The 23,426-nt window shown below is 49.2% G+C and carries 20 protein-coding genes; 8 read left to right on the top strand and 12 right to left on the bottom strand.

Translation table 11 applies throughout. From position 1 onward, the window contains the following. Window positions 1-26: 26 nt before the first annotated feature. From GU926_RS07795 to GU926_RS07780, 4 genes are all read right to left on the bottom strand, one after another. Window positions 27-1,523, bottom strand: coding sequence for a hypothetical protein (locus GU926_RS07795; RefSeq protein ID WP_160690644.1), 1,497 nt, complete (start codon window positions 1,521-1,523; stop codon window positions 27-29). 161 nt (window positions 1,524-1,684) lie between these two features. Then, window positions 1,685-3,226, bottom strand: a complete 1,542-nt coding sequence (locus GU926_RS07790; RefSeq protein ID WP_160690643.1) for a hypothetical protein — start codon at window positions 3,224-3,226, stop codon at window positions 1,685-1,687. Between the two features lie 73 nt (window positions 3,227-3,299). After that, window positions 3,300-3,704: an EVE domain-containing protein gene (locus tag GU926_RS07785; RefSeq protein ID WP_160690641.1), complete on the bottom strand. Its 405-nt coding sequence runs from the start codon at window positions 3,702-3,704 to the stop codon at window positions 3,300-3,302. Window positions 3,705-3,760: 56 nt separating this feature from the next. After that, window positions 3,761-4,159, bottom strand: a complete 399-nt coding sequence (locus GU926_RS07780) for a hypothetical protein (protein ID WP_232058466.1) — start codon at window positions 4,157-4,159, stop codon at window positions 3,761-3,763. Window positions 4,160-4,597: 438 nt separating this feature from the next. Between GU926_RS07780 and GU926_RS07775 the strand changes: the two genes are divergently transcribed. Beyond that, window positions 4,598-6,307, top strand: coding sequence for a helix-hairpin-helix domain-containing protein (locus tag GU926_RS07775; protein ID WP_160690639.1), 1,710 nt, complete (start codon window positions 4,598-4,600; stop codon window positions 6,305-6,307). 1,011 nt (window positions 6,308-7,318) lie between these two features. On the opposite strand, the gene GU926_RS07770 is transcribed toward GU926_RS07775, so the two are convergent. Continuing rightward, complete coding sequence (locus tag GU926_RS07770; RefSeq protein ID WP_160690637.1) at window positions 7,319-7,678, bottom strand: energy transducer TonB; 360 nt, start codon at window positions 7,676-7,678, stop codon at window positions 7,319-7,321. 592 nt (window positions 7,679-8,270) lie between these two features. On the opposite strand from GU926_RS07770, the gene GU926_RS07765 reads away from it, so the two are divergent. Next, on the top strand, window positions 8,271-9,296 hold the full coding sequence (locus tag GU926_RS07765) for a glycosyltransferase family 9 protein (protein WP_160690635.1): 1,026 nt from the start codon (window positions 8,271-8,273) through the stop codon (window positions 9,294-9,296). Window positions 9,297-10,048: 752 nt separating this feature from the next. On the opposite strand, the gene serS is transcribed toward GU926_RS07765, so the two are convergent. Further along, window positions 10,049-11,326 (bottom strand): serine--tRNA ligase, encoded by a 1,278-nt coding sequence (serS, locus tag GU926_RS07760; RefSeq protein WP_160690633.1) that lies wholly within the window; start codon window positions 11,324-11,326, stop codon window positions 10,049-10,051. 277 nt (window positions 11,327-11,603) lie between these two features. Here serS and rho point away from each other — a divergent pair, with 277 nt between their 5' ends. The 5 genes from rho to GU926_RS07735 all read left to right on the top strand — a co-directional run bounded on the left by rho (window position 11,604) and on the right by GU926_RS07735 (window position 17,027). After that, complete coding sequence (gene rho / locus GU926_RS07755; RefSeq protein WP_160690631.1) at window positions 11,604-13,466, top strand: transcription termination factor Rho; 1,863 nt, start codon at window positions 11,604-11,606, stop codon at window positions 13,464-13,466. Window positions 13,467-13,769: 303 nt separating this feature from the next. Continuing rightward, entirely contained in the window at window positions 13,770-14,192 is a 423-nt protein-coding gene (locus GU926_RS07750; protein WP_160690629.1) for a hypothetical protein, read from the top strand. A 397-nt stretch (window positions 14,193-14,589) separates the two neighbouring features. Beyond that, a complete protein-coding gene (locus GU926_RS07745) occupies window positions 14,590-15,243 on the top strand; it encodes an ATP-binding cassette domain-containing protein (protein WP_160690627.1) in 654 nt (217 codons plus the stop codon). A gap of 134 nt (window positions 15,244-15,377) precedes the next feature. Next, window positions 15,378-16,214 (top strand): TolB-like translocation protein, encoded by an 837-nt coding sequence (locus tag GU926_RS07740; protein ID WP_160690625.1) that lies wholly within the window; start codon window positions 15,378-15,380, stop codon window positions 16,212-16,214. A gap of 219 nt (window positions 16,215-16,433) precedes the next feature. Beyond that, the gene (locus tag GU926_RS07735) at window positions 16,434-17,027 is read left to right on the top strand and encodes a CPBP family intramembrane glutamic endopeptidase (protein WP_198001473.1); all 594 of its coding nucleotides are present in this window, start codon (window positions 16,434-16,436) and stop codon (window positions 17,025-17,027) included. A gap of 42 nt (window positions 17,028-17,069) precedes the next feature. Here the strand turns inward: GU926_RS07735 and GU926_RS07730 are convergent, their stop codons facing one another. The 4 genes from GU926_RS07730 to GU926_RS07715 form a co-directional block, all read right to left on the bottom strand. Next, the gene (locus GU926_RS07730) at window positions 17,070-17,666 is read right to left on the bottom strand and encodes a hypothetical protein (protein WP_160690621.1); all 597 of its coding nucleotides are present in this window, start codon (window positions 17,664-17,666) and stop codon (window positions 17,070-17,072) included. A 58-nt stretch (window positions 17,667-17,724) separates the two neighbouring features. Continuing rightward, a complete protein-coding gene (locus GU926_RS07725; protein ID WP_160690619.1) occupies window positions 17,725-18,609 on the bottom strand; it encodes a UbiA family prenyltransferase in 885 nt (294 codons plus the stop codon). Window positions 18,610-18,618: 9 nt separating this feature from the next. Then, window positions 18,619-19,401 carry a class I SAM-dependent methyltransferase gene (locus GU926_RS07720; protein WP_160690617.1) on the bottom strand — a complete coding sequence of 261 codons (783 nt, stop codon included), beginning with the start codon at window positions 19,399-19,401 and terminating at the stop codon, window positions 18,619-18,621. 278 nt (window positions 19,402-19,679) lie between these two features. Beyond that, window positions 19,680-20,105, bottom strand: coding sequence for a lipocalin-like domain-containing protein (locus GU926_RS07715; RefSeq protein ID WP_160690615.1), 426 nt, complete (start codon window positions 20,103-20,105; stop codon window positions 19,680-19,682). Between the two features lie 200 nt (window positions 20,106-20,305). On the opposite strand from GU926_RS07715, the gene GU926_RS07710 reads away from it, so the two are divergent. After that, window positions 20,306-20,596 carry a LysM peptidoglycan-binding domain-containing protein gene (locus tag GU926_RS07710; protein WP_160690613.1) on the top strand — a complete coding sequence of 97 codons (291 nt, stop codon included), beginning with the start codon at window positions 20,306-20,308 and terminating at the stop codon, window positions 20,594-20,596. Window positions 20,597-20,787: 191 nt separating this feature from the next. Here the strand turns inward: GU926_RS07710 and GU926_RS07705 are convergent, their stop codons facing one another. Next, on the bottom strand, window positions 20,788-21,054 hold the full coding sequence (locus GU926_RS07705) for a GNAT family N-acetyltransferase (protein ID WP_160690611.1): 267 nt from the start codon (window positions 21,052-21,054) through the stop codon (window positions 20,788-20,790). A gap of 101 nt (window positions 21,055-21,155) precedes the next feature. Then, on the bottom strand, window positions 21,156-23,054 hold the full coding sequence (gene acs, locus GU926_RS07700; RefSeq protein WP_160690609.1) for an acetate--CoA ligase: 1,899 nt from the start codon (window positions 23,052-23,054) through the stop codon (window positions 21,156-21,158). Window positions 23,055-23,426 lie beyond the last annotated feature (372 nt).

Raw genomic sequence — 23,426 nt, 5'->3', positions numbered from 1 at the left:
CCTGCAGGCAAGGGTAGAGGTTGCGCTTACTCAAAGGTCACCTGTTGTAGGTAGAAGACCGTGCGTCCTCCGTCCTTCTCAGATCTGATTCTCTGAAAGCCGTAGGCCAGAAACTTGTTGCCGTACCAGTGTTGCAAGTCTTCCTGTGAGCTTGTCACCCGTTTGTCTGTAGCGGCTGGCAGCTGTACCGGTACGCTTTCTATGGTAGTGCTATTGGGTTGCAGGTGTTTGTAGAAAATCTCTCCTTTTCTAAGGTAGGCCATGATCATGTGGCCTTCTGGGGTGATGACGGTGCTTACTCCGGGGCCCATGGAGAGTCTTTTGTAGTCATAGAGTTTGAAAGAGTTATCCCAAAGCAGATTACCCTCAAAATCAAAGACGCAGACAAAGGCATGTTGGTGCTGAAAGGTAATGGTGGTCTTTCTGGTGGTAGTAGTTCCTTGAAGTAAAAATCCGCTGGCTTCTGTATGCGAATCTACCTTCACAGAAGGTTCATACAGCTCGCCTATGAGTGCATACCCTTGTGGGTGAGGTTGCACGGCGTGCAGAAGCATACGGTATTGTTTAATGGGAGCATTGCCTTTTGCTTCTTGCTTGAGGGCTCTGGCTTTCATGCGCAACGCCGCCGCCGGGGAGGACCGGTATTCATAGAAGTGACTCAGCTTACCCAAGTCAAAGTACCTCATCACGCCTTGCAGGTTGATGCTATACAAGCCTTGCACAAATTCATCTGTCTTGTGGCCATACACACCCAAGAACAATTTTTGGGAAGCAAGCCCGGGGGAGATTCTGGCGGGCCGAAGTACCTGCCCTGGTATGGGCATTCCTTTCGGGTTGATATAGTAGCCGCCTGCAATTTCGCCTTTAGTAGAAATGAACCTGGTCTGCAATCTGGTAGTAATGCCTTGAGTTTCTGTTACAGACAGTTCTAAGCTTTTGTTGAGCGTGTCTACTCTAAATTCGCCTAGGTTTTTAGCCTTTCCCACCACGGCTGGTAGAATCTTTACCTCGGGCTCCTTTGGGTTTAGGAGCAATATGGATAAATCTCCCTCGTCCAAGGCGCTTAAAAAGACCTGTCCATCTAGCACCTGCATGTCTCTTACGCTAACATACGGTGAGTGCAGAAAATGCTCGGTTAAGAGGAAGCTTCCAGTCTGAGTGTCAATTTTGTATAGGTAAAGCTTGGTGTCTGAGTTAGAGGTGCTGTAAAGCAAATAAGCTCTGTCTTTTTCTTCGGCTTTGAACAACAGCCTGGTGCCGTTGGGCTGAGGCGCCTTGGTTTCCCAGACAGACGTAAGCTGATGGTTGTACTTGGTGAAGAGGATTTCATTTTTGCCAATGGCCACATCCCGCTTACTGGTAATCAGCAAGAAGGCACTGTCTTGCAAAGGAAGCACCGCATGGCGGTAGTCAAATGAATTTCTGGGTAGTTCTATTCTAAACGACTGCCTGGCAGAAAGTCTTTTACCCTTCTCCGGCCCATTGGCTAGGGTAGAGAAAGTAATGACTATACAACACAGCAAGAAGAGTAGACTTCTGAGGGAAGGTAAAAAGCCTGTGGGCATAAAGGGTGAACGGGATATAAAGTAAAATATAGTATAAAATGACCTGTTGCCTGGGGCAACAGCTTATAGGTAAACAGTGTAAAGAAGGCTAATGATGGAATTTAGAATAAGTAATATACTTAAAAGGCCAGGTTCTGCAAATAGAAGACGGTGCGGGCTTTTCCTTCCTTGGGCCGTATGCGCTGAAACCCGAACGCTATAAAATTGCCCCCGTACCAATGCACCACACCTTCTGAGTTGCTGTCCAGGCGCTTCTCATCTGTCTCTTGTATGCGCACCTCAAACTCTTCGTTATTGGTCATGGATACGCCTTGCACCAGGCGCTTGAACTTGAGCTCGTCTTCGTCTGGGTAGAGCAGGGCCACCTGCCCGTCTGGGGCCACGCCGGCTTCTACGGTAGGGGCCAAGTCTGCGTAGGTTTTGCCTTCTAGTTTGTAGTTGTTGTCCCAGAGTAAGTTGCCCTGCTTGTCAAAGACGCAGACAATGGCGTGCGTGAACCTAAAGCCGTCATAGTTGCGGCGTGGATAGGTGTTACTGGTGTTGTAGCGCGGGTCAAAGTTATTGTAATAAGAGTTCTGGCGGTACTGCGGGTAATAGACCTCACCCACTAGCGCGTAGCCCTGCGGATGGGGCAGTACTGGGTGTAACAGAAGCCGGTAGCGTAGCACCAAGGGCTTGCCCTGCTTTTCGCGGCGCGCAAACTTGGCCTTCATGCGGCGCTGTTGGCGCAGGGAAAGGTGGTCAAAGAAGCGGTCAAACTTGCTGAAGTCATAGAACTTGAGGTTGCCGGCCAGATCACTGCTGTACACGCCGCGGGCAAAGGTGGTCTCACGGTACCCGAAGGTGCCCAGCACCAGTTTGGAGAGGGTGTCGCCGGGGGCGAGGCGGCCGTCCTGGATGTTGGTGTCTGTGCTGAAGTCTATGCGCGGCGGCAGAAAGTAAGTGCCCAAGACCTCGCCTTTGGGATTCATGCGCTTCACCTGCACCCGGGAGCGGTAGTTGTTGGTTTCAGAGACCAGAAACTCTGCGGCGTGGGTAAGCGTGTCCACCCTGAACTCGCCTAAGTCATCTTCCTGCCCAAACACGGCGGGCAGCAGGCGACATTCTTCTACCGCCGGGTCAATGAGCAGAATGTTGATGTTGTAGTTCTCCACGGCACTCAAAAACACCTTGCCCTGGCTGGCCGCTATCTCATTTACATAGATGAACGCAGTGGGCAATACGTGGGTGGTGTTGGTAATGGCACCCGTGGTATTGTTGAGTTGGTAGAGCAACAGCTTCTTGCGCTCACGGGTGGTGAAGAGCAGAAACGTGTTGGTGCCGTCTGAGGTGATTTTATGGAAATCGGTTCCGTCCTGGTACTCTTCTTCCTTGGTCCAAAGCGGCGTGAGGGTCTTGCTGAAACGCGTGAACTTGATATGACTCTTAGAAAACCAGGAATGCTTGTCCAGGGTCACTACCAGAATGGTGCTGTCGGGGAGGGGGTGGACAATGTGTTCCTCCTCAAAAGAATCGCTTTCAAACTCGGCCCGAAGGGTTTGTTCCGGGGCCTTGGGTTTTTCTGGGTCTTTGGGTTTCTGCTGCGCCCAGGCACCTATGTCTGCGCCCAACCCAATCACTACAAGACAAGCTAACTGCTTCAGGAAGGTAGGCAAAGACATAGGCGTGCCGTTTTTCTGTTTAATTTACAAAAAACACTTGAAAAAAGCATGAAGCAGGCCACTGGCCCGGAAGTTAATTTCCCAAGGCCAGGAGCATGTCAAATTCTTCGGGACTCAAAGGCATGACAGAAAGCCTTGACTGGCGCAGCAAGCCAATGTTATGCAGGCGCTCGTCCTTTTTAATCTGCTCCAGGGTAACACGTTTGGCCAGGGCCTTTTCGGGGGCAAGGGTCACGGCCACCCACTGCGCTTCTGGGGTGGTAGGGTCTTGGTAGGCTTCTTTGGCCACCTTGGCCACGCCCACTATAGACTTCTCAGAGACGCTGTGGTAATACATTACTAAGTCTCCTACTTGCATCTGCCGTAAGTTGTTGCGCGCCTGAAAATTACGCACGCCGTCCCAGGTGGTTTGACCGTCGCGTTCCAGGTCTGACCAGGCGTATTTCTCAGGTTCAGACTTTACTAACCAGTATTTCATAAAAGGATACAACAAGCGCCTGAACAGACGCCAGAAAAGGTAAAAGGGAAGGTGAATTATTGCTCTTCAGCGGATTTTCGTTTGATCTTGATTACAGTTGGCGTGGCCGAAACTATCTCCAAGGTCTGCGGCGGCCGGTTAGATCCCTCCAGTTCCACCAGAATGATGTTCTTGCCTTGGGCCGTCCATTTGCCAGGCTGTTCTTCTAAACCGTCTGTGGGCGCAATGGCATAGTTCATGAACGTGCCGTCTTCCTTGACCAGGAAACCTGTGCGCCCCCTGGACGCCGGGAAATCATACGTGTTGGGACGATAGGTGCGCACATCGGCCGAGTCTTCCTCATATGAATACAGCCAGGTTTTGCCGTACACTTCTTTGGGCAGCTGGACGCTTGTGCCGCACTTGGCCGCCATTACCAGTACCGCTAACAGACAAAGCAAAGAAAGGTTTTTCATAGGGGAGATAGGTTGCGCGCAAACCGCTTCTTCAATAATAGGCACAAGATAGGAATTAATGAATAATGATGAGCAAGCCATGAACAAGGATCAGAGGGCAACAAGGACACCTGGTACTTTAGAAGTGGACCAACGTTGATTGCAACTCAAAAGACCTGGTAGCCCCTGAAAGATCCTTCCAACGCTTGTGCCACCCATCGTTTTTGGCGTGTTTCCCAGAAAATGGCCAAAAAACGCATTCCCAGACTTGGCATTCAAGCTCGGAGCTCGCGACTCAAAACTCATCTCTGACCTTGTTGTATGCCAATCTCCGGCTAGTGACTTTTCTGGTTTTTTGCCTATTTTCCAGAAAGCAACCCAAAAACGAATAATGAACAACGAATCACCAATACCGAATAAAAGGTAACTTTACCGCATCCCTTACCAACCCAAAACCCTGTGGAGAACAAAGACCTCATTCGCCTTTTCCGCCTCACGGCTTCCTTGATGGAGCTGCATGATGAGAACCCGTTCAAGATACGATCTTACACCAACGCCATTCAGGTGCTGGAACGGCTGGAGTCTCCTATTCACCAGATGAGCCAGGCGCAGCTGGAAAAGCTGGACGGCATTGGCAAGGGCATGGCCGCCAAGATCATGGAGGCCATCCAGACGGGCAGTCACGCAGACCTGAACCGGCTGCTGGAAACCACGCCCGAGGGGGTGGTCAAGATGCTCAACATCAAGGGCATCGGGCCGAAGAAAATACGCACCATCTGGAAAGATCTGGGCGTGGAAACCTCTGATGCCCTGCGCGAGGCCTGTGAGAAGAACGAGTTGTCTAAGTTAAAGGGCTTCGGGGCGAAGACGCAGGAAACCATCTTGCAAGCACTGCAATACTCAGACGCCAGCAAAGGCAAACTGCTCTGGGCCGAGGCCGAGCCACTGGCGCTGGATTTGCTCCAATTCCTGAAAAACAGGCCAGAAACGGTTGCCGCCGAGCTGGTAGGCGACATGCGCCGCCACCTGGAGACCATAGACACGCTCCACTACCTCCTCAGTTTAGAAAATGACAGCACCTGGCCAGCCTTCTTAAATGAATTACCAGGTGTCACGCCGGTAGAGGCTATCTCGGGGCCGTTTGTCTGGCGAGGGCAGTTAGAGGAATCTGGCCTGAAGCTGGAAATACGACTGGTGCCTGAAAAGCGCTTTGCTAACCAAGTACTTTTATATTCTACCAATGCCGCGTGGCTCACCCACCCGGTCAACCCCGCCGGAGATACGCTCATGAGTGAAGCCTACGGCGAGCCTGCCGCTTCTGAGGAGGAAATCTTCCAGCGCCTGCACCTGGCCTACGTAACCCCCGAGTTGCGTGAAAGCCTTCGCGTGCTGGAACTGGCCCAGGAAAATAAACTGCCCACGCTCTTGCAAGACCGTGACCTGAAAGGCATTCTGCACAACCACAGCACCTACTCAGACGGCGCCCATACCTTAGAGCAGATGGCCGTGCACTGCAAGCAGCTGGGCTATGAGTACCTGGGCATGTGTGACCATTCCAAATCGGCGTTTTATGCCAACGGTCTGCAGGAGTTCAGGGTGCAGGCGCAGCAGAAGGAGATTGACCGCCTAAACCAGGAGCTGGGCCCGTTCAGGATTTTCAAAGGCATTGAGTCTGATATTCTAGCCGATGGCTCGCTGGACTATGAACCCGACGTGCTGGCCAGCTTTGACTTCATTGTGGCCTCCATTCACAGCAATCTTAAAATGGACGTAGTCAAAGCCACCGACCGTCTGCTCACGGCCATCCAAAACCCGTACACCACCATGCTGGGCCACCCCACAGGCCGGTTGCTCCTGCGCCGCGAAGGCTATCCCATTGACCACAAAGCCGTGATTGATGCCTGCGCTGCCCACGGCGTCATCATTGAGATAAACGCCAATCCCCGCCGCCTGGATATTGACTGGCGCTGGGTAGAATACGCCCTTAGCCAGAACGTCCTGCTCAGCGTAAACCCAGACGCCCACAGCATGCGCGGCTATGAAGACATGCGCTACGGCGTACTGGTAGGCCGCAAAGGCGGCTTAACTCCAGAGATGACCTTCAATGCCAAAAGCAGGGAGGAAGTAGCCGCGTATTTTGCAGACCGCAAAAAGGCGAAGGGGATTTAAAATGGTGAAGTAGGAGGAAGATTGTAACAGCGCATAAGCATCTTTCCTTCTTTGATAATGTGGGGCCAATACGCTATGAGACTCTGGTAAAAGACCTGTTTCCGGGTGAATTTGAAGATTTTCCATCCTTTCCAGCCAAATTGAAGCACTGGTAATACCTGCAAACAGATTTGTGATACAATCTTAAGCCATCTTTCTCTTTGTCAACTATAAGCAAAGGCTTTTGATTTATTTAGTCCAAGACTATGAAACATTACAAGCATGAAGCTATTTGATTATATATTCTTCAAGTTCTACCGCTTTTATAGTGACCAGTCTATCCCCAATTTTTATCCTCTTTATGCCCTTACGCTGCTTTCGCTTTCCACTATTTTCAGCTTAACCTTTTTGGTTGAATTATTTGTTGGGACTAAGATAATAGAGCTAGGTGAGTTCGATCTCCTTGTGCTCCTAGGGATGAGCGGCGCTATTTTCCTGTTGTTCTATCTCATTTATTTAAAAGGAGGAAGAAGACACAACATTCATTTCTAGGAATCTAAAAAACAAGCAATACTTGGTTGGTTGTTCATCCTACTATTATTGGTTGGCCTTCTTTTTTCTGCCCTTACGCTTGACCGCCTTAGGTTTGATAGCCTATAGCTAAACCAATTTCTATACCTGCTTTAAGCAGTTTTCCCTGCTATTCTGCCCAAGACGCAACACCCTTGTTCTGTGAAGCTTTTGTGTATTGCAGTTGCTAGCTATTGAAATAGAAAACTCTCTGTGAGCTGGCTTACGCAAGTTATACTAGGTTTATCTATTGGAAGAGAAAAGCCTGGTGGTTACACTTTCCCAGTACGTGGCATGCTCTTGCTTTCAATTTTGGTAAGCTTCATCCTGCCTTCTAAATCCATTTGATAAGTGCCAGCCAGGCATAAAAAAAGAGAACGCAAGACGGTATATCCATCTGGCGTTCTCTTTGTATGGCGAAGGCTCTGCTGGAGCAGTAGACCTTTTTAAAAACTTGGTTGATTAGTTCACAGAAGAAATTCTTCCGGAAGAGTCAATGGCAATGGTATAGGTGATTCTGTATGGAACTGCGCGGTTGTTGATTAGGGCAGGCGTGTAGGCGGGCAGGCTGTTAAGAGCTTGCACCAAAGGCTCCTCAGAACCGTAACCCAAAGCCTTGATGATCTTGATGTCCTTGGTACGAATCTTACCTTGCTCGTTTAATACGAACTGAACAATGATAGTACCTCCGCTTCCTCTGGCTGCAAATCCTTCTGGTGCCTGGTAGTTGGCTTTCAAGAATTTAGCCAATCCTTTGTCACCTTCTGGGAACACCGGCATTTGCTCCACTTTATCATACACCATAGCGGAGTCTGATACCATTACGGTTGCTTTTTTTCCTGCCTGCGCCGCAAAAGCACAACCAATGATCGCAACTGTGAGGACAAGGCGCTTGAAAATAGAAGTAGAAAAGCTCATGTTTCTTTAATGAAATAGGGAATTTATAGATGATCACCCGAGTTTTGGAGCCGCAAAGATAGACAAATCTTGAATAGTATATGCTTTGCGCTATCTTTATTGCTATTTTTTTTAACCTCTCCCCGTATCGGCATTTTCATTCCCGTCTCACGCACACTCAGCTTGAAAGAGGAGTAAGTTTATTCTTCTCTATTTACATCCCCTGCTATAAGAAAGCCAAGGGAAAGAGGCTGAAAACCTAACTACTTTAATCTGAGTGCTTTGCCTTCTCCTCGCTTTGCCGCATTGGAGAGATGGATGCAATATAGAAAATATTTTATATAGAATACTATGTCTAGTGTAAAAAAGTTTCGGAATTTAATGCTACTCCCTCCAGGCCGTTTTTGGCCCTTTTTCCAGAAAACAGGTCAAAAACGAGGCACTCAAACTCTTTAGGGTAACTGTTTTAGGTTCAGAGGCAAGAAGCGTACCTTTGCGCCAGGTAAAACGGTTCAGCGTGAAAAAAATCCTCATCATCCGGTTCTCCTCCATTGGGGACATTGTGCTCACCACTCCCGTCATCAGGTGTGTGAAACAGCAGGTGCCCGGCGCAGAGGTGCATTTCTGTACCAAGGCCGCCTTCAGAAACATTGTAGCCAGTAATCCTTATGTAGATAAGGTGTTCTGCCTGGAGCATTCTCTGAAGGACTTGTTGGCCCAACTCAAAAAGGAGAAGTATGACCTGGTGCTGGACCTGCACCACAACCTGCGCACCCGTATCTTGAAAGCCCGCCTGGGCAGACCTGCCCGAAGCTTCAATAAGCTCAATTATGAGAAGTGGCTGTTGGTCAAGTTCAAGGTCAATCGCCTGCCTAAGACCCACATTGTGGACCGCTACCTGGCCACGGCCGCGCCCTTGGGCGTGCAGAACGACGGGCAGGGACTGGACTACTTCATTCCGGAGAAAGACGCGGTAGATCTTGCCGCGCTTCCTGTCACGCACCAAAACGGTTACTTCGCCCTGGCCATTGGCGCCCAGCATTACACCAAACGCCTGCCGGTAGACCGGCTCATTGAACTTTGTGAGAAAATCAATGGCCCTGTCGTGATTTTGGGTGGCAAAGAGGACATGGCCGTGGGGCACATGATAGACATGTACTTTCAGACGGAGCCCTACAAGGGCAAGCGGGAGGCTGATCCGGCCTACAACACCGTCATCTTTGACGCCTGCGGGAAATTCAACCTCAATGGGTCTGCTTCTTTGGTACGTCAGGCCACGGCCGTTTTCAGCCATGACACTGGTTTGATGCACATTGCCGCCGCCTTCCAGAAGAAGATTTACAGCATCTGGGGCAACACCGTGCCGGAGTTTGGCATGTATCCCTATACCCAGGATTTTGAGGTGCTGGAGGTGAAGAACCTGTACTGCCGGCCCTGCTCCAAGATTGGCTATGCTAAATGTCCGCAGCGCCATTTTAGATGTATGCGGGAAATCTCCTTTAACTTTACCTTGCCGGTGGCAGAGGCCGGTCCTCAAGCTTAGCCGTTTTTGGGCTGTTTTCTGGGAATTACGCGGAAAACGCTTATCTGCTTACTAACACCATTTCCTTGGGTATGCGCAGATTCTCCCCGTAAGGATTGCCCGAACGCGAGTTTGAGGTACCGAGTGTAGCTCAGTAGAGGGGTGTTTACATCTACAGATTATAACCGTCGCCGTTGTTGGTGTTATCACCAACAACAATCGCTAGAAGAGGATTCTCCCCTTGAGGGGAGCGTAGAGGGGTGTTTGCATCAGTTGGGCATAATTCCTGCCTCTACTGCCCAATTCCTTCTTGCCAAACTTCACTCTTTCTTACTGTCCACTCACGTTTGTTACTTTTCTCCTTGATGAGAAAAGTAACCAAAAGAATCAAGAGTCCCCGAACTCGCTGACCGCTCAGACAGGGCGGGGGCTCATTAATGTGCACCGTGAGAAGCTATCTGTTCCATCGTAAGCTTAAGCCTCTGCCAATGGATATTTCATTGCTTTCTCCCTCGGGCAAAGAGACTTAAATTGACCAGTCTCTTTTCACGAGGTCAAGGGCTGGCGAATTGCCAGTAGAGAAGTTGCAATGCCTGCATCGCCCTGCGGGCAGGAGACAAGGCGGTGTCTGGTCTCTACGGTGAGGTATAGACTTGTCTAATCCTGGCAATAATTTAGAATCCTGTAAATCCTGCTCCGAAAAGAAAGAGGCAGTCACGTTGCCGCAACTGCCTCTTTTACTATGTCTACTCGAATAACCAATAACGAAAAAGCTACTTGGTAATCATCTCGAAGCCCAGATAGGAATGCAAGACCTTCGGTAATTTGATGCCTTCTGGCGTTTGGTTGTTCTCTAGCAGGGCGGCCACAATACGGGGTAGGGCCAGGGCGCTTCCGTTTAAGGTATGTAACAACTGCGGTTTGCCGCCTTCGGTGCGTTGGCGCAGTTTTAAGCGGTTGGCCTGGTAGGTCTCAAAGTTAGAGCAAGAACTTACTTCTAACCAGCGGCCTTGCGCGGCAGAGTAGACTTCCATATCATAGGTGAGGGCAGAGGTGAAGCCCATGTCGCCACCACAAAGACGTAGCACGCGATACGGTAGCTCTAGTTTCTGCAACAAGCCTTGTATGTGCTGGCTCATTTCCTCCAGGGCTTCATATGACTTTTCTGGGGCTTGTATCTGTACAATCTCTACTTTGTCAAACTGATGCAAACGGTTCAGGCCGCGCACATCGGCGCCCCAGGAACCAGCCTCTCTTCTAAAGCAGGGCGTGTAGCCCACGTTTTTGATAGGCAGTTTCCCTTCGGCAATGATCTCGTCACGGTAAAGGTTGGTGATAGGAACCTCGGCCGTAGGAATTAAATACAGGTTGTCGGCTTTGTCATGGTACATCTGGCCTTCTTTGTCGGGGAGCTGGCCGGTGGCAATGCCAGAGGCTTCATTTACCAGGATAGGTGGTTGTACCTCATCATAGCCGGCTTTGATGGCTTCGTCTAAGAAGAAGTTAATCAAGGCGCGCTGCAGACGGGCGCCCTGGCCTTTGTACACGGGAAAACCAGCGCCGGTGATTTTGTTGCCCAGGTCAAAGTCAATGATGTCATACTGCTTGATTAGTTCCCAGTGTGGCTGAGCATTCTCTGGCAGGTTAGGGATAGCGCCATGTTCTAGAACCACTTCATTGTCTTCAGAAGACTTTCCGGCGGGCACGCTTTCATGCGGCACGTTCGGGATTTTGTAGAGGGCCTGCTGTAGGTCGTTCTCCAGTTGCTGTACTTCTTCGTCCAGGGCTTTGGTTTTCAGCTTCAGGTCGGCAGTCTCGGCTTTGAGTTGTTCGGCTTGGTCTTTTTGTCCGTTTTTCATGAGGCCGCCAATCTCCTTGGCCAGAGAGTTGGCGCGGGACAAGAGCTCGTCTCGTTCTGTCTGCAACGTGCGGCGCTTCTGGTCTACGTCTAGGATAGACTGTATTTCTTGGGCGGCGTTCTTAAAGTTTCTCTTCTCCAGACCGGCAAGGACGTGGGCGGTGTTCTCGCGTAAAACGGGTATTTGTAACATGGTAAGGCGGTTTATCTGCTTACAAAAATAGAATATTTTGAATAGGCTACGGCAAGCGCCACTTTTTTATCATAATTAACGTAACATAATATATAAAAACGCTCGTATTGCTTGTAATTTAGAACGAGGCTGCCTAACATTGCAGTACATTTTCAGTGAGACCGCCATCCTGGTTCTTCATTACCCAATTCACTACCATAATTTTCCTGATTTTTCGCCGGACCGTTGCGCTCGCAACCGCTATGTCTTTTAAAATCGAATAGCTAATTACCTATTTATGTACAACATTGAAGAGTTGAAAGAAAGCCTTCTTTCAGAACTCAAAGAAATTGCCGAAAACCTCGGCGTTACCAACTTCAAGAAGCTCAGCAAGCAAGAATTGGTCTACAAGATTCTGGACCAGCAGGCTGTCACTCCTATTGAAAAACTCCCCAAGAAATACAAAGCTGCCGCTCAACCCGCAGAGGCAGAAGGCGTAGCCGTACAGCAGGAAGAAGAACTGGTAGAAGCCGTGGCTGAAGCGCCAGCGGCCCTGGTAGCCGCCGAGGACCGTCCGGCTCAGGTGGCCGACCGACCGGCCAGAACCGAGCGTGCGCCCAGAGAAGCGCGTGCCCCGCGTGAGCGCACTCCCAGAACAGATGAGGCTCGTGCGCTGAGAGAAGCTCGTCCTGAGCCTGCTTCTGACACCGAGGCTCCCCGCACCGAAACCCGCGAGCCCCGTGAAAACCGCATGCAGCAGCCGCGCGAGTTCCAGGCCCGTGAGCCCCGCGAAGGCCAACAGCCCCGCGCTCCCAGAGAACAGCGTGAGCCAAGAGAGCAACGCGAGCCTCGGGAGCCCAGAGAAGCGCAGCAGCCCCGTGACAACGGCAACCGCGAGCCAAGAGAAAACAACAACAACCGTGACCGCGAGCCCCGCGAGAACAACAATAACCAGAACCGCGATAACCAGCAGACCAACCGTCGCGACAACCAGCAAAACAACAACCGCAACCAACAGCAGAACAACCAGCCTAACTTTAGAGAGTTTGACGGCGTTATTGCTAATGAGGGCGTTTTGGAGTTGATGCAAGACGGCTATGGTTTCCTGCGTTCAGCCCATTACCATTACCTGGCCAGCCCAGATGATATTTATGTGTCTCCGTCACAAATCAAATTGTTTGGTTTAAAGACCGGTGACACCGTGAAAGGTACCGTGCGCGCGCCCAAAGAAGGGGAGAAGTACTTCGCTCTCTTGAAAGTGGATTCTGTGAACGGCCGTACCACCGAGGAAATCAGAGACCGCATTCCGTTCCAGCACTTGACGCCTTTGTTCCCAGAGGAGCGCTTAAAACTGACGACCAAGTCCAGTCAATACTCTACCCGCATCATGGATCTGTTCGCGCCCATTGGTAAAGGACAGCGTGGTCTGATTGTAGCCCAGCCGAAGACCGGTAAAACCGTCTTGCTAAAAGAGATTGCCAACGCCATCACCGAGAACCATCCAGAAGTTTACCTGATGATTCTTTTGATTGACGAGCGCCCGGAAGAGGTAACCGACATGGCCCGTAGCGTAAAAGCCGAGGTGATTGCCTCTACCTTTGACGAGCAGGCCGATCGTCACGTGAAAATCTCCAGCATTGTGCTAGACAAAGCCAAGCGCATGGTAGAGTGCGGTCATGACGTGGTAATTCTTTTGGATTCCATCACGCGTCTGGCCCGTGCTTATAACACCGTGGTACCTTCTTCAGGAAAGATTCTTTCTGGTGGGGTGGATGCCAACGCGCTGCACAAGCCTAAGCGCTTCTTCGGGGCGGCCCGTAACGTGGAGAACGGTGGTTCATTGACCATCATCGCTACTGCCTTGATTGAGACTGGTTCTAAAATGGACGAGGTAATCTTTGAAGAATTCAAAGGTACCGGTAACATGGAACTCCAGTTAGACAGAAAACTAGCCAACAAGCGTGTGTACCCTGCCATTGACGTTCCTGCGTCCGGTACCCGCCGCGAGGACTTGTTGATGGACCGCGACGAGCTAAGCCGTGTTTGGATTCTGCGCAAGTTCATGTCTGACATGAACTCTGTAGAAGCCATGGAGTTCTTGAAAGACCGCATGAAAGGCACCAAGGACAACGACGAGTTCTTGATCTCTATGAATAGCTAGTTTTTTAGAAGTAAGACATAAGACGCAAGACACAAGATGTTTTGCAAAACCAGGAAGGCCTTGCAGAGAAATCTGCAAGGCCTTCCTGGTTTAAGTGGTTTTCGTTTTTAGGCTGTTTTCTGGGAATAGGTTAAAAACGGATATTGGTTGAATTAGTGAATGAGTTTTTAGAGTATATTGGGTAGTTGAGTGGCGTTTATCCGCCGTATACGGCGGATAAACGCCACTCTGGAATGAAATGTATTTGAAATAAACGCCATAGTGGCGTTTATCCAGACGTTGTGCGTCATATTAAAATATAAAATGGGTTCAGCAATCAAATTGAAGGTATTGGCTCTTGACGACGGAGATGGGTTTATTCATTATGAAATCACGATTTCTAATGGACAAATAAGAACAGAGCTCGACTTTTACGACTCTATCGACACCTTTCAAGGATTTGGAGAAAAATTATCCGACTTTCCACGAAAAATTACAGACCCAATAACATTTCAAGTTGGTGAAGATGACATCGAATGGGCCTTCTTTTTAAATCTAAAAGTTTACTGCTACGAACCCGATGGAAAATCAGCATTAAGGGTAATTATAGACAACCACCGCGATGAACCATATCTTGAAAAGAGTGAATTTTCCATAAGGACTTTACCATCTTCTTTAAACAGATTAGGACAAGGACTTAAAAATTGGAACCCTAGAATAGATTCAGAATTCAATTGGGAATCTTAAAAAAAAAATACGAACGCACAACATTGTGTAAACACCATGCCACGGCCGACGGCCTCGCACGCTGTTTACACGAGACCGTTAGCATAAATTGGAAAAATGAATTTTAAATCTATATGTATAATATGGACTTTCTATACAGCCTTTGCCATACCCTCTATGGTAATAACCTTGACTTGCTTAAGCCTTAACGTTGAGTCGGGATTGCGAATATTCCCCATTATATTCTGGTTCAAGGTAGCGACCCTTAGCTTGATGTTCCTTGCTGTGAACAGCTACAAAAAGCATGAGTATTTTTATTATTATAACTTAGGCATATCCAAGGTGAAGCTCTGGGCCTCAACCCTCACTTTTAACTTTTTTATTTTCCTGTTCCTGAACTACCTGCTCTACTAAACCAATGATTCACAGACTTGAGGCAGACAGTATCCAGTTAGAGTTGGGTGGCCGAAGGATTCTCACGGATATCTACTTAAGTTGTGAGACAGGCAGGATAACAGGCCTTCTGGGTAGGAACGGACAGGGGAAATCATGTCTTATGAAGGTGATTTATGGCAGCTTGGAGTGTAGTCAATCAGTCCGGTTTGACGGGAAGTTCCAGTCAGCAGCCTTCAAGCGGCCTGATTTATTGCTTTACCTTCCACAGTTCAATTTCATACCTGCATGGCTTACGCTGAAACGGGTATTCAGTGATTTTTGTCTGGATTATGCAACGTTCGAGAATTGGTTTCCTGAGTTTGCCGGCAGACGCAACTCCTCAATGAAGAGTCTTTCGGGCGGCGCCCGCAGGCTGGTGGAAATTTATGCCATTGTGAAATCAAAGTCACAGTTCGCCATGCTAGATGAACCCTTCACGCATTTGAATCCCATTCAAATTGAGAAAGTAAAGGAGTTTTTACTGAAAGAGAAAAGTAACAAGGGGTTATTGGTCACCGACCACATGTTCAGGCACATCTTAGACATAAGTGATGATATGCATTTACTTGCCGATGGTAGGATTCGTCCGGTGAAAAGCATCGAAGAATTAGAAGCACTTGGATATGCTAGAATATAACAACTGCTAAACTTTATCTAAAGCATTTAGGCAAGTCCATTCTCAGTAATTCATTGAGTGAATAAGACCGTTCTAATTATAATTGTGGGAGATTATTTTTTTGAGTTGCTATTACTAAAAGTAAGGATACTAAATTGAATACTTTACCACGCGAACTACCCGGTGATACTCCTATTGAGTTTTGGGAAAACCTTATCCCTGAAAATAAGCTAATCCATAGAGGTATATTCAGTCCCGATTTGGAAGAATACTTTTATGCTGTCTCTGATAAAGATTTCACTCAATTTGATGTTTACGTAACAAAAATAGGTGACGGACAACTGGCTGAGCCTCAAAGAGCTTTCTTCAACAGTGAATACAATGAGCATGGCATGAGCTTTTCTCCGGATGGAAACTCCATTTATTTTAGCTCCACCCGGCCAGTAAATATCCTTGGCGTTTCAGAAACGTGGCATATCTGGAGATCTGACAAAGTGGATGGTGTTTGGAGTGAACCTTCCTTTGTTGACATTCCTAACCTGAGGCATAAGTTAGTTTCTCATCCAACCATCGCTAGTTCAGGAACGCTCTACTGTCACGTCAGTGAATTAGATTATAGCAACATGGATATTTATCATTCAACGCAGGTGAATGAGAGGTTCCTAAATGCAGAGAAAACCAATATTTGGTTAAAGAAACAAATGGGGAAATGTACCCCATTTGTTTCTCCCAAAGAAGATTATCTGATATTTGCCACCATTGGCCACCAGCTTGACTTAATGATAAGTTATAATGATGGAAAGGGTAATTGGATAAACACTAAAAGATTAAACGATAGAATCAACCAGTACGGGCAAGGCAATCCTTATGTAACACCTGATAATGCTCTTCTTTTTTATGCTTCGGGAAATACTACCAACCAGAAATGGAAAGTCAACTGGGTGAATATTGAATCTGAATTAAAAAAAACTGCAAGACCAATAAATTCATAAAGAGCATAGCTACTTAAAAGTCGGCAAGCTCCACGCACGTAACATTGTCTGAAATCTTTGCACTACATGGTCACTACTGAACTTAGATTTACCTGGAATAGAGTACTGCAATTCAATTGGGTATTTGGCTTGATTTTGCTGTTAGCTGTCTGTGTGCCCAGGTTTTGGATGGTGTTACAGGCAAACGAAACCGGTGATTACAGTAGCATAGGTATTATAATGACTGTTTCTGCTCTTATCCCGTTCATCTTCCTGTCCAAAGAAGGACGACGAGAGATTGGGATTAAGAAACCTAAAAGCAAAGCATGGATTCTGTACTCCTTTCTGTTGGGTATTGCCATCAGCACGCTTCTTTTTGCAGTAGGGTATCTGTTATACACTAACTCAATGAGTAACTGGTATGTATACATTGGCAAGTCCTATCATATAAGCGCAGACTTAACAGCCCAGGACAGGCTTATCTACTTCGTGATTTTTGCTGTGACGGGGATGTGTTTTAGCCCTATCGGGGAGGAGTTGTTTTTCAGAGGAATTGTGCATGCCAGTTTGAGAGCCAGTCTGGGAGAAAACAAAGCCACCCTCATAGACAGCCTTTCTTTTGCCTTGACCCACTTGGCCCATTTTGGCTTTGTCTACCTCTTTGGCCGTTGGCAGTTTCTGCTGGTGCCCTCCCTTCTATGGGTAGTAGGGATGTTCATGACAAGTTTAGTCTTTATCCAGTGTAAGAAAATGACGGGTTCTTTACTAGGTGCAATTGCCAGTCATGCTGGTTTTAACGTGTCTATGATATACTTTATCTTCTACCAATTGTAAAAGATAAACCATCAACTCATTGCACCGCTACTGCTAGGTATTTCAACCGCCAAAACTTCCGTAACGCACCACCTTTTTCTGGTTGGGATCATATACCAGCAGGCGGCCGTCTTCCTTGCCCAGCAAATACTTAAACCCGATGGCTGAAGGATTGGCCTGAATAGTTTGAAAGGTTGCCAGGGAGACAAAGGCCGTGTCTGCAGGAGTAGAAGCTGGAATGGCGGGCTTTACAAAATCACTTTCCTGCACAAATTCATCCATTCGGCGCAGAATGTAAGCTTGGCGGTCTCTTGTAGGGGCGGTGGGCGTTTTCATTTCATACACCATGGATGCTTCTAACTCTGCGGCAGCAAACTTCTCTTCAAACAACTTCTTCCCATCTGCTGAGGTGATGGTAAACGTCACGTGGCCGTTAGTCACAGAGTCACCGGTGAGCACAAGCCTGAAGTAATCTGGCTGAGTATTAGAAGAAAAGGCGTGCGTACGCTGGACTATTTTCAAAACCGGGGCTTTGCCTTTTTTGCCGCCCTTTGGTGTCTCAGAAACCTCAGAAGGCTTAGTGCTGTTGGTGGTGTCTTTTGGTGCTTGCTCACAGGCTATCAGTAAAGACAATAGGCAAATAAAAGGGAGGGTGCGCATGTGGGTGTAAACAGGGTAAAGAAGCTTGTACGCAGTTGGCACGGGGCCGTTCACCTTATCACGAAAGATGCCACACCTGCCAGGCCAGAATTAGCGCAAACGTACAGCTCATGCTCAGGCTGGAGACTTTGTTCATGTGCATGGTATTCTCAAAATCGGCTGCGTCTGGGTCTTTTCTTACACGCAGCACCCATCGGCTAAAAACCAACACCACCGGAAACGTACCCACCAGAAAAAGCAGGCTGTGCGTATTCTCATTTCTTAAAAAGTAAGTAAAGAACAGTGCAGTTGCGGCCAGGAGCAGGCTTAGTCCGGCAAACAGAAAAGTGCCCTGCAGGCCTAAGAGAAGACTCAGGGTTTTGTCGCCGCGCCGGGCGTCTTCCTGGTGCTGGTACACTTGTGTGAGGGGGTAAGAGCCACACAAAAACAGGGAGCTTACCAAGGCCAGCAGCAGATTGGAGTAAGATTGAATCTCTTCTAAAGGCACACCACTGCCCACTTGCACCATCAGAAACGTAAACGCCCCCTGAAACACCACCACCACCAGCGTGCTCAGGAAAGGATATTTTTTCAACCGAATTCCCTCATAACTGTACGCCTTGGAGACCAGCAGATACCCCAACACCAGAACGGCGAATTGCCAGGAAAGGAGCAAAGACAAACCTACCGCCAGCACATCAAACGCCAGAACCAGCCAGTACAAAGCCTCGGTGACCTTGGGCGGATTTTTGAGGCCGCCAATGCTGCCCTCGTCCCGGTCATAGTAAGAGTTGTAGCCGTTGCTGGCCGGGTAGACCAGGGCGTGCAAAATAAAGAACACCCCCGCCGCCCGCCAGAAAGAGACTTGCGGCGTGGCACTTACCGCGAACCAGAAGATAGGCATCAAAAACAAGGAGAACGGAATGCGCAACAAGCGCCAGGCGCTGGACAGGGAAGGGTTCATGGCCGCAGTTTACAAAGGATAACCTATTAAATACAACACGCCCGTGCCGCTCCAGTGCTTGGCCCGTCCTATCTGCCAAGTATAATGAGGCGCATTTAGCTTCTGGACCATGGCCTGCAGGTGCTCTGGCGTGTACATCCTTAAAATAGACACTGTACCGTCCCAGACCACGCCCAAAGGAATCAAGGGCAACACATACGTGAAGAACAACCTGCTCCAGGTAAACGGCCTGATGAACGGCGTAATCAACAAAATCACCCAGGGGAAAACCAGCCACACCAGCAGCAGTTCATGCCACTTCTTGCTGGCGCCCTCAAACACCCCAATGCCTTGGTTTTGCCGCACGGCGTCTTGCAAGATGGCCTGCGCCATGGCTGGCTTGAAATGATGAAACGCCGAGAAAACCGTCCGGAAGCCCTTTAATTCTGCCGGAACCGCCGTCGCATCCACAGACTGTTCTGCATAGTCAATGGCCCCATTGGATTGCGCCTGCAGGTAAGAATAGGCCGCTACGTTCGGGAATTTGTCAGTGACCGTAACCTGCACCGGCTGCCCGCTTTGCTTTTCCAGCTCCTGCCACACCTGCAAAATGCCGCCACCCGCCCCCGCGCACAAGTCAATGATCTGCCGCTGGCCCGTTTGCTGTAACCCCTGCCGCAACAGCGGTACAATGGGTTTATACATGCCAAGTACTGTAATCAAAAACCGCAGCACATCCATCATCCCTTGCCGCACCACATGCGGAAACCAGTTCTGGTCTTCCAACTCAAACAGATGCCAACGTTTGTTCATGTTCAATGAGTGATGTGGAGATTTGAAGATTTGGAAATGTGCAGATGTGAAAATGTAAATTAATCTAATCAGATGTAAGCGCACGGAGAGAAAGATGGCGTTTTTAGCCTGTTTTCCAGAAAATAACCCAAAAACAGATGACCAAACAACATCTTCAAATCGAAAAACACATCAGCACATTAAACCACATTCTCTCATTCATTCAATCACTCATTCACTCATTAAAAAAGCCCGCCTTGTACACAAACAGAGCGGGCTTTTCTTAAGGTGATTTTAAACTATTCAGCCTCTAGTTCCAGGGTAGAACCGTCTGGGGCTTGTAGTTTCAGGTCGTTTTTGGTGAGTTCGTTTACCTTGAAGTTCTCGCTTACGTTGTTGTTGGCGTAGGTAAGGCTCAAGGTCTTGGTGCTGGCGTCATAGGTCCAGGTACCGTTGGCCGACTGGCTGCTAGATGTCTGGGTGAAGTTTCCGTTGGCGAAGAACTGAATCTGCTCTTCTTTCTCTGCAGAAGTCAACTTGTCCTTGTCGCCGGCGGCATTGGTTTCCTTGTCGGCTTTCCAGATTTTGCTGGTGGTGCCGGCAATCATGCTGGAGTCGCCGCCGCTTTCTTTGTTGCCGCTGCAGCTAAACGTGAAGGCGCTCAGCGTGAGAACGAACACCAAGGTGAACAAAGGTTGAAGGTGGGTTGCAATTGTCTTTTTCATAGTTGTTAGGTTCTGGTTTTTTTATTCAGGTCATGGCTTGCTGAAATGGCAAACTCGTACTTCTTACGTGGTATTTACCTCACAGTTCAGCTAAATAAGATTAACAAAGGACAAGCGGATTCGTAAGTAAAATGGTATAGGCCAGGGTGCTCGCTAAAAGACCGTCCTGAGGCCATGCCAACTAAACTAGAGATACAACTATGGGACTGTTTGATTTTTTAAAGAAAGGCGAAGAAAAGCCGGCTGCCAAGCCTGCCGCCAATAATGATTTTTTCAAGAATAACCCCAACGTAGCGGCGCAACCGGCACAGCCTGCACAAGGCGCCCAAGAATACTATACCGTACAGAGCGGCGACTCCCTTTCAAAAATTGCCAAGCACGTGTACGGCGATGCCCAGCAGTGGCACAAAATCCATCAGGCCAACACAGACCAGATCAAAGACCCGAACCTAATCCACCCGGGGCAGAAGCTGGTCATTCCTAGAGGATAAGCAGAAGACCTTCTTTGTTGGTTTGTTAGAAAAGAGTTTCGGTAATACACCGAGGCTCTTTTTTTATGCCCTATAAAAAACCTGCCCCGCTTCTCGTTTTTAGGCTGTTTTCTGAAAAACAGGCCAAAAACGAGAAGCGGGGCAGGTTAGTTGGCCGTGAAGTGAAGAAGCTCGTTTGCCAACGGAAAAGGCTACGCCTGTTGGTGTCTTTCCAGGTACTTGGCGACGGCCGTGCAGGTGGCCACAATTTTGAAGCCGTTGTTCTTGGCATGGTCCAGGCCGTGTTGTATGAGTTGGTCGGCTAGGCCTTTGCCACGGTATTCCTGTTCAATGAACGTATGCTGAAAATCCATGACGCCATCTTCTGGCAGGGCATAGGCCAGTTCTCCAATCTCCTGGTCTTCCAGAAAAGCCGTGAACTGCTGGTTTTCTTTGTCGTGTTTTATGTCTAAGGTCATGGTTGTGTGAGTAAGGTATATCAATGCGACTAAGTTGTACCACATTGCCGGCAAAAGGTTAGCCTTGGGTGCGGGATAAACTAGCTTACAAGAAAAAGGGCCTACAAGGCCCCTTTTACAATTTCGTCAACAATGGGTGGATCCAACAGCGTGCTGGTGTCACCCAGGTTAGAGGTGTCTCCTTCGGCCACTTTGCGCAAGATGCGGCGCATGATCTTGCCCGACCGGGTCTTGGGCAGGCCGCTCACTATCTGAATCTTGTCTGGTTTGGCAATCTTGCCTATCTGGTCTACCACGGTTTCAATGACTTCGGCACGGAGGTTCTCCTGGTTGGTGGGGGCTTCCTCGCCGCAGACTACAAACGCGTAAATGCCCTGGCCTTTCACGTCATGCGGATAGCCCACCACGGCGCTCTCCACAATATGCTTGTTCTGGTTGATGGCGTTCTCAATCTCGGCGGTGCCAAAGCGGTGCCCCGACACGTTGATCACGTCATCTACGCGGCCAATGATGCGCCAGAGTCCGTTCTTGTCGCGCTTGGCGCCGTCACCTGTGAAGTAGAGATTGGGATAGGTGCTGAAGTAGCTTTGGCGGCAGCGTTCATGGTCGCCGTAGGTGGTGCGTATCATGCCCGGCCACGGAAACTTCATGCACAAGTAGCCTTCCTGCTCATTTTCTGTGATTTCTTTGCCTTCCTGGTCAATCAAGATGGGCTGCACGCCAGGCAACGCGAAACCGGCATGGCTGGGCTTGGTAGGCGTGATGTTGGCCAAGGAACTGAGCATGATGCCGCCCGTCTCTGTCTGCCACCACGTGTCTACCACCGGGCAGCGCTCTTTGCCCACGTGAATATGATACCAATGCCAGGCCTCCTCGTTGATAGGTTCACCCACAGAGCCCAGCACCTTTAAGGAGTCCAGACTATACGACAAGACGTGATCCAAACCAGAGGCCATGAGAGACCGGATGGCGGTAGGAGCAGTGTAGAAAATGTTCACGCCAAACTTGTCAATTACCTGCCAGAAACGGCCTGGGTCTGGGAACGTGGGCACGCCTTCAAACATGAGCGTAGTTGCCCCAGACAAAAGCGGCCCGTACAACAGATAGGAGTGACCGGTTATCCAACCCACGTCTGCCGTGCACCAGTAAATATCACTCTCCTCGTACTGGAAGACGTTTCTAAAGGTATAATCTGTGTAGACCATGTAGCCGCCGCAGGTGTGCACCACGCCTTTGGGTTTTCCGGTAGAGCCCGAGGTGTACAGAATGAACAGCAAATCCTCAGCGTCCATTTCCTCAGCGGGGCAGTGCTTGTCTACCTGCTCCAGTTCCTCATGGTACCAGACGTCGCGGCCTTCTACCATGTTCACCGCCCAGCCCACGCGGTCTACCACTATCACTTTCTCTACGCTGGGACAGGTTTCCAGGGCTTCGTCCACTACCCGCTTGACAGGTATCTGCTTGGGCCCGCGGTTCAAACCGTCTGAGGTTAAGACTACTTTGGCTTGGGCGTCGTTGATTCTATCGGCCATGGCCGTATGCGAGAAACCGGCAAAAATCACCGAGTGCACCGCACCGATTCTTGCACAGGCCAGCACAGAAAACGCCAGCTCGGGAATCATGGGCATGTAAATACAGACGCGGTCGCCTTTCTGCACGCCGTTGCTCTTTAAGATGTTGGCCATCTGGCAGACCTTTTCGTGCAGCTCGCGGTAGGTGTATCTAATGAAGCGCTCCTTGGGATCGTTGGGTTCCCAGATGAGGGCCAGCTTGTTGCCGCGCTTCTCCAGGTGGCGGTCCAGGCAGTTCTCGGTGATGTTGAGCTTGCCGTTCACAAACCATTCCACGCGCGGTTCCTCAAAATTCCAGTTCAATACCTTGTCCCATTTCTGGCGCCAGGTGAAGTTTTCGGCTATGCCGGCCCAGAATTCTTCTGGCTGTTCCACGCTTTTCTGGTAGGCGGTCTGGTATTCTTCCAGTGATCTAATGCGGTAGTCCATGTGTTTGTCAGGTGGTGGTTGGGTGCTTAAAGTTAGATTTTCTCAGGAAAGGACCAAGGATAAGAAGGATAGAATGAAGGATGGGGGCGTTTTTTGTGTGTTTTCTGGGAAATACCCAAAAAACTGATTTTACTGTTATATGCCGTTCCTGATCTTAAGCAGGCTCTATTCTTTCTGACTGTTTTGAGGTTTTAGTGCAGTTTGGGGAACTTCCGTTGGCGATTCCTTCGTATTGGCCGCTTGTTCCGGTGCGCACTACCTGCCTTGTTTCATTGGCTCCGGTAAGCGCTCACGGCCGCGGGGCCCCGTCCGGGCCCTTCGCGCTGCTGTTGTTTGTGGGACTTTGTCCCTGCCGCCGCTGGCCGCGGCGCA

It is taken from the genome of Nibribacter ruber (assembly GCF_009913235.1).
Taxonomy (GTDB): Bacteria; Bacteroidota; Bacteroidia; order Cytophagales; family Hymenobacteraceae; genus Nibribacter; species Nibribacter ruber.
Note: the sequence above shows the minus strand (reverse complement) of the source record. Positions and strands in the feature narration are given on the sequence as shown.

Excerpts from the sequence above, each read along its gene's own strand:
- GU926_RS07790 (WP_160690643.1), bottom strand. The coding sequence starts at position 3,226 with ATGTCTTTGCCTACCTTCCTGAAGCAGTTAGCTTGTCTTGTAGTGATT.
- GU926_RS07785 (WP_160690641.1), bottom strand. The coding sequence starts at position 3,704 with ATGAAATACTGGTTAGTAAAGTCTGAACCTGAGAAATACGCCTGGTCA.
- GU926_RS07780 (WP_232058466.1), bottom strand. The coding sequence starts at position 4,159 with ATGAAAAACCTTTCTTTGCTTTGTCTGTTAGCGGTACTGGTAATGGCG.
- GU926_RS07770 (WP_160690637.1), bottom strand. The coding sequence starts at position 7,678 with ATGGTATCAGACTCCGCTATGGTGTATGATAAAGTGGAGCAAATGCCG.
- serS (WP_160690633.1), bottom strand. The coding sequence starts at position 11,326 with ATGTTACAAATACCCGTTTTACGCGAGAACACCGCCCACGTCCTTGCC.
- rho (WP_160690631.1), top strand. The coding sequence starts at position 11,604 with ATGTACAACATTGAAGAGTTGAAAGAAAGCCTTCTTTCAGAACTCAAA.
- GU926_RS07750 (WP_160690629.1), top strand. The coding sequence starts at position 13,770 with ATGGGTTCAGCAATCAAATTGAAGGTATTGGCTCTTGACGACGGAGAT.
- GU926_RS07745 (WP_160690627.1), top strand. The coding sequence starts at position 14,590 with ATGATTCACAGACTTGAGGCAGACAGTATCCAGTTAGAGTTGGGTGGC.
- GU926_RS07735 (WP_198001473.1), top strand. The coding sequence starts at position 16,434 with ATGACTGTTTCTGCTCTTATCCCGTTCATCTTCCTGTCCAAAGAAGGA.
- GU926_RS07730 (WP_160690621.1), bottom strand. The coding sequence starts at position 17,666 with ATGCGCACCCTCCCTTTTATTTGCCTATTGTCTTTACTGATAGCCTGT.
- GU926_RS07725 (WP_160690619.1), bottom strand. The coding sequence starts at position 18,609 with ATGAACCCTTCCCTGTCCAGCGCCTGGCGCTTGTTGCGCATTCCGTTC.
- GU926_RS07720 (WP_160690617.1), bottom strand. The coding sequence starts at position 19,401 with ATGAACAAACGTTGGCATCTGTTTGAGTTGGAAGACCAGAACTGGTTT.
- GU926_RS07715 (WP_160690615.1), bottom strand. The coding sequence starts at position 20,105 with ATGAAAAAGACAATTGCAACCCACCTTCAACCTTTGTTCACCTTGGTG.
- GU926_RS07710 (WP_160690613.1), top strand. The coding sequence starts at position 20,306 with ATGGGACTGTTTGATTTTTTAAAGAAAGGCGAAGAAAAGCCGGCTGCC.
- GU926_RS07705 (WP_160690611.1), bottom strand. The coding sequence starts at position 21,054 with ATGACCTTAGACATAAAACACGACAAAGAAAACCAGCAGTTCACGGCT.
- acs (WP_160690609.1), bottom strand. The coding sequence starts at position 23,054 with ATGGACTACCGCATTAGATCACTGGAAGAATACCAGACCGCCTACCAG.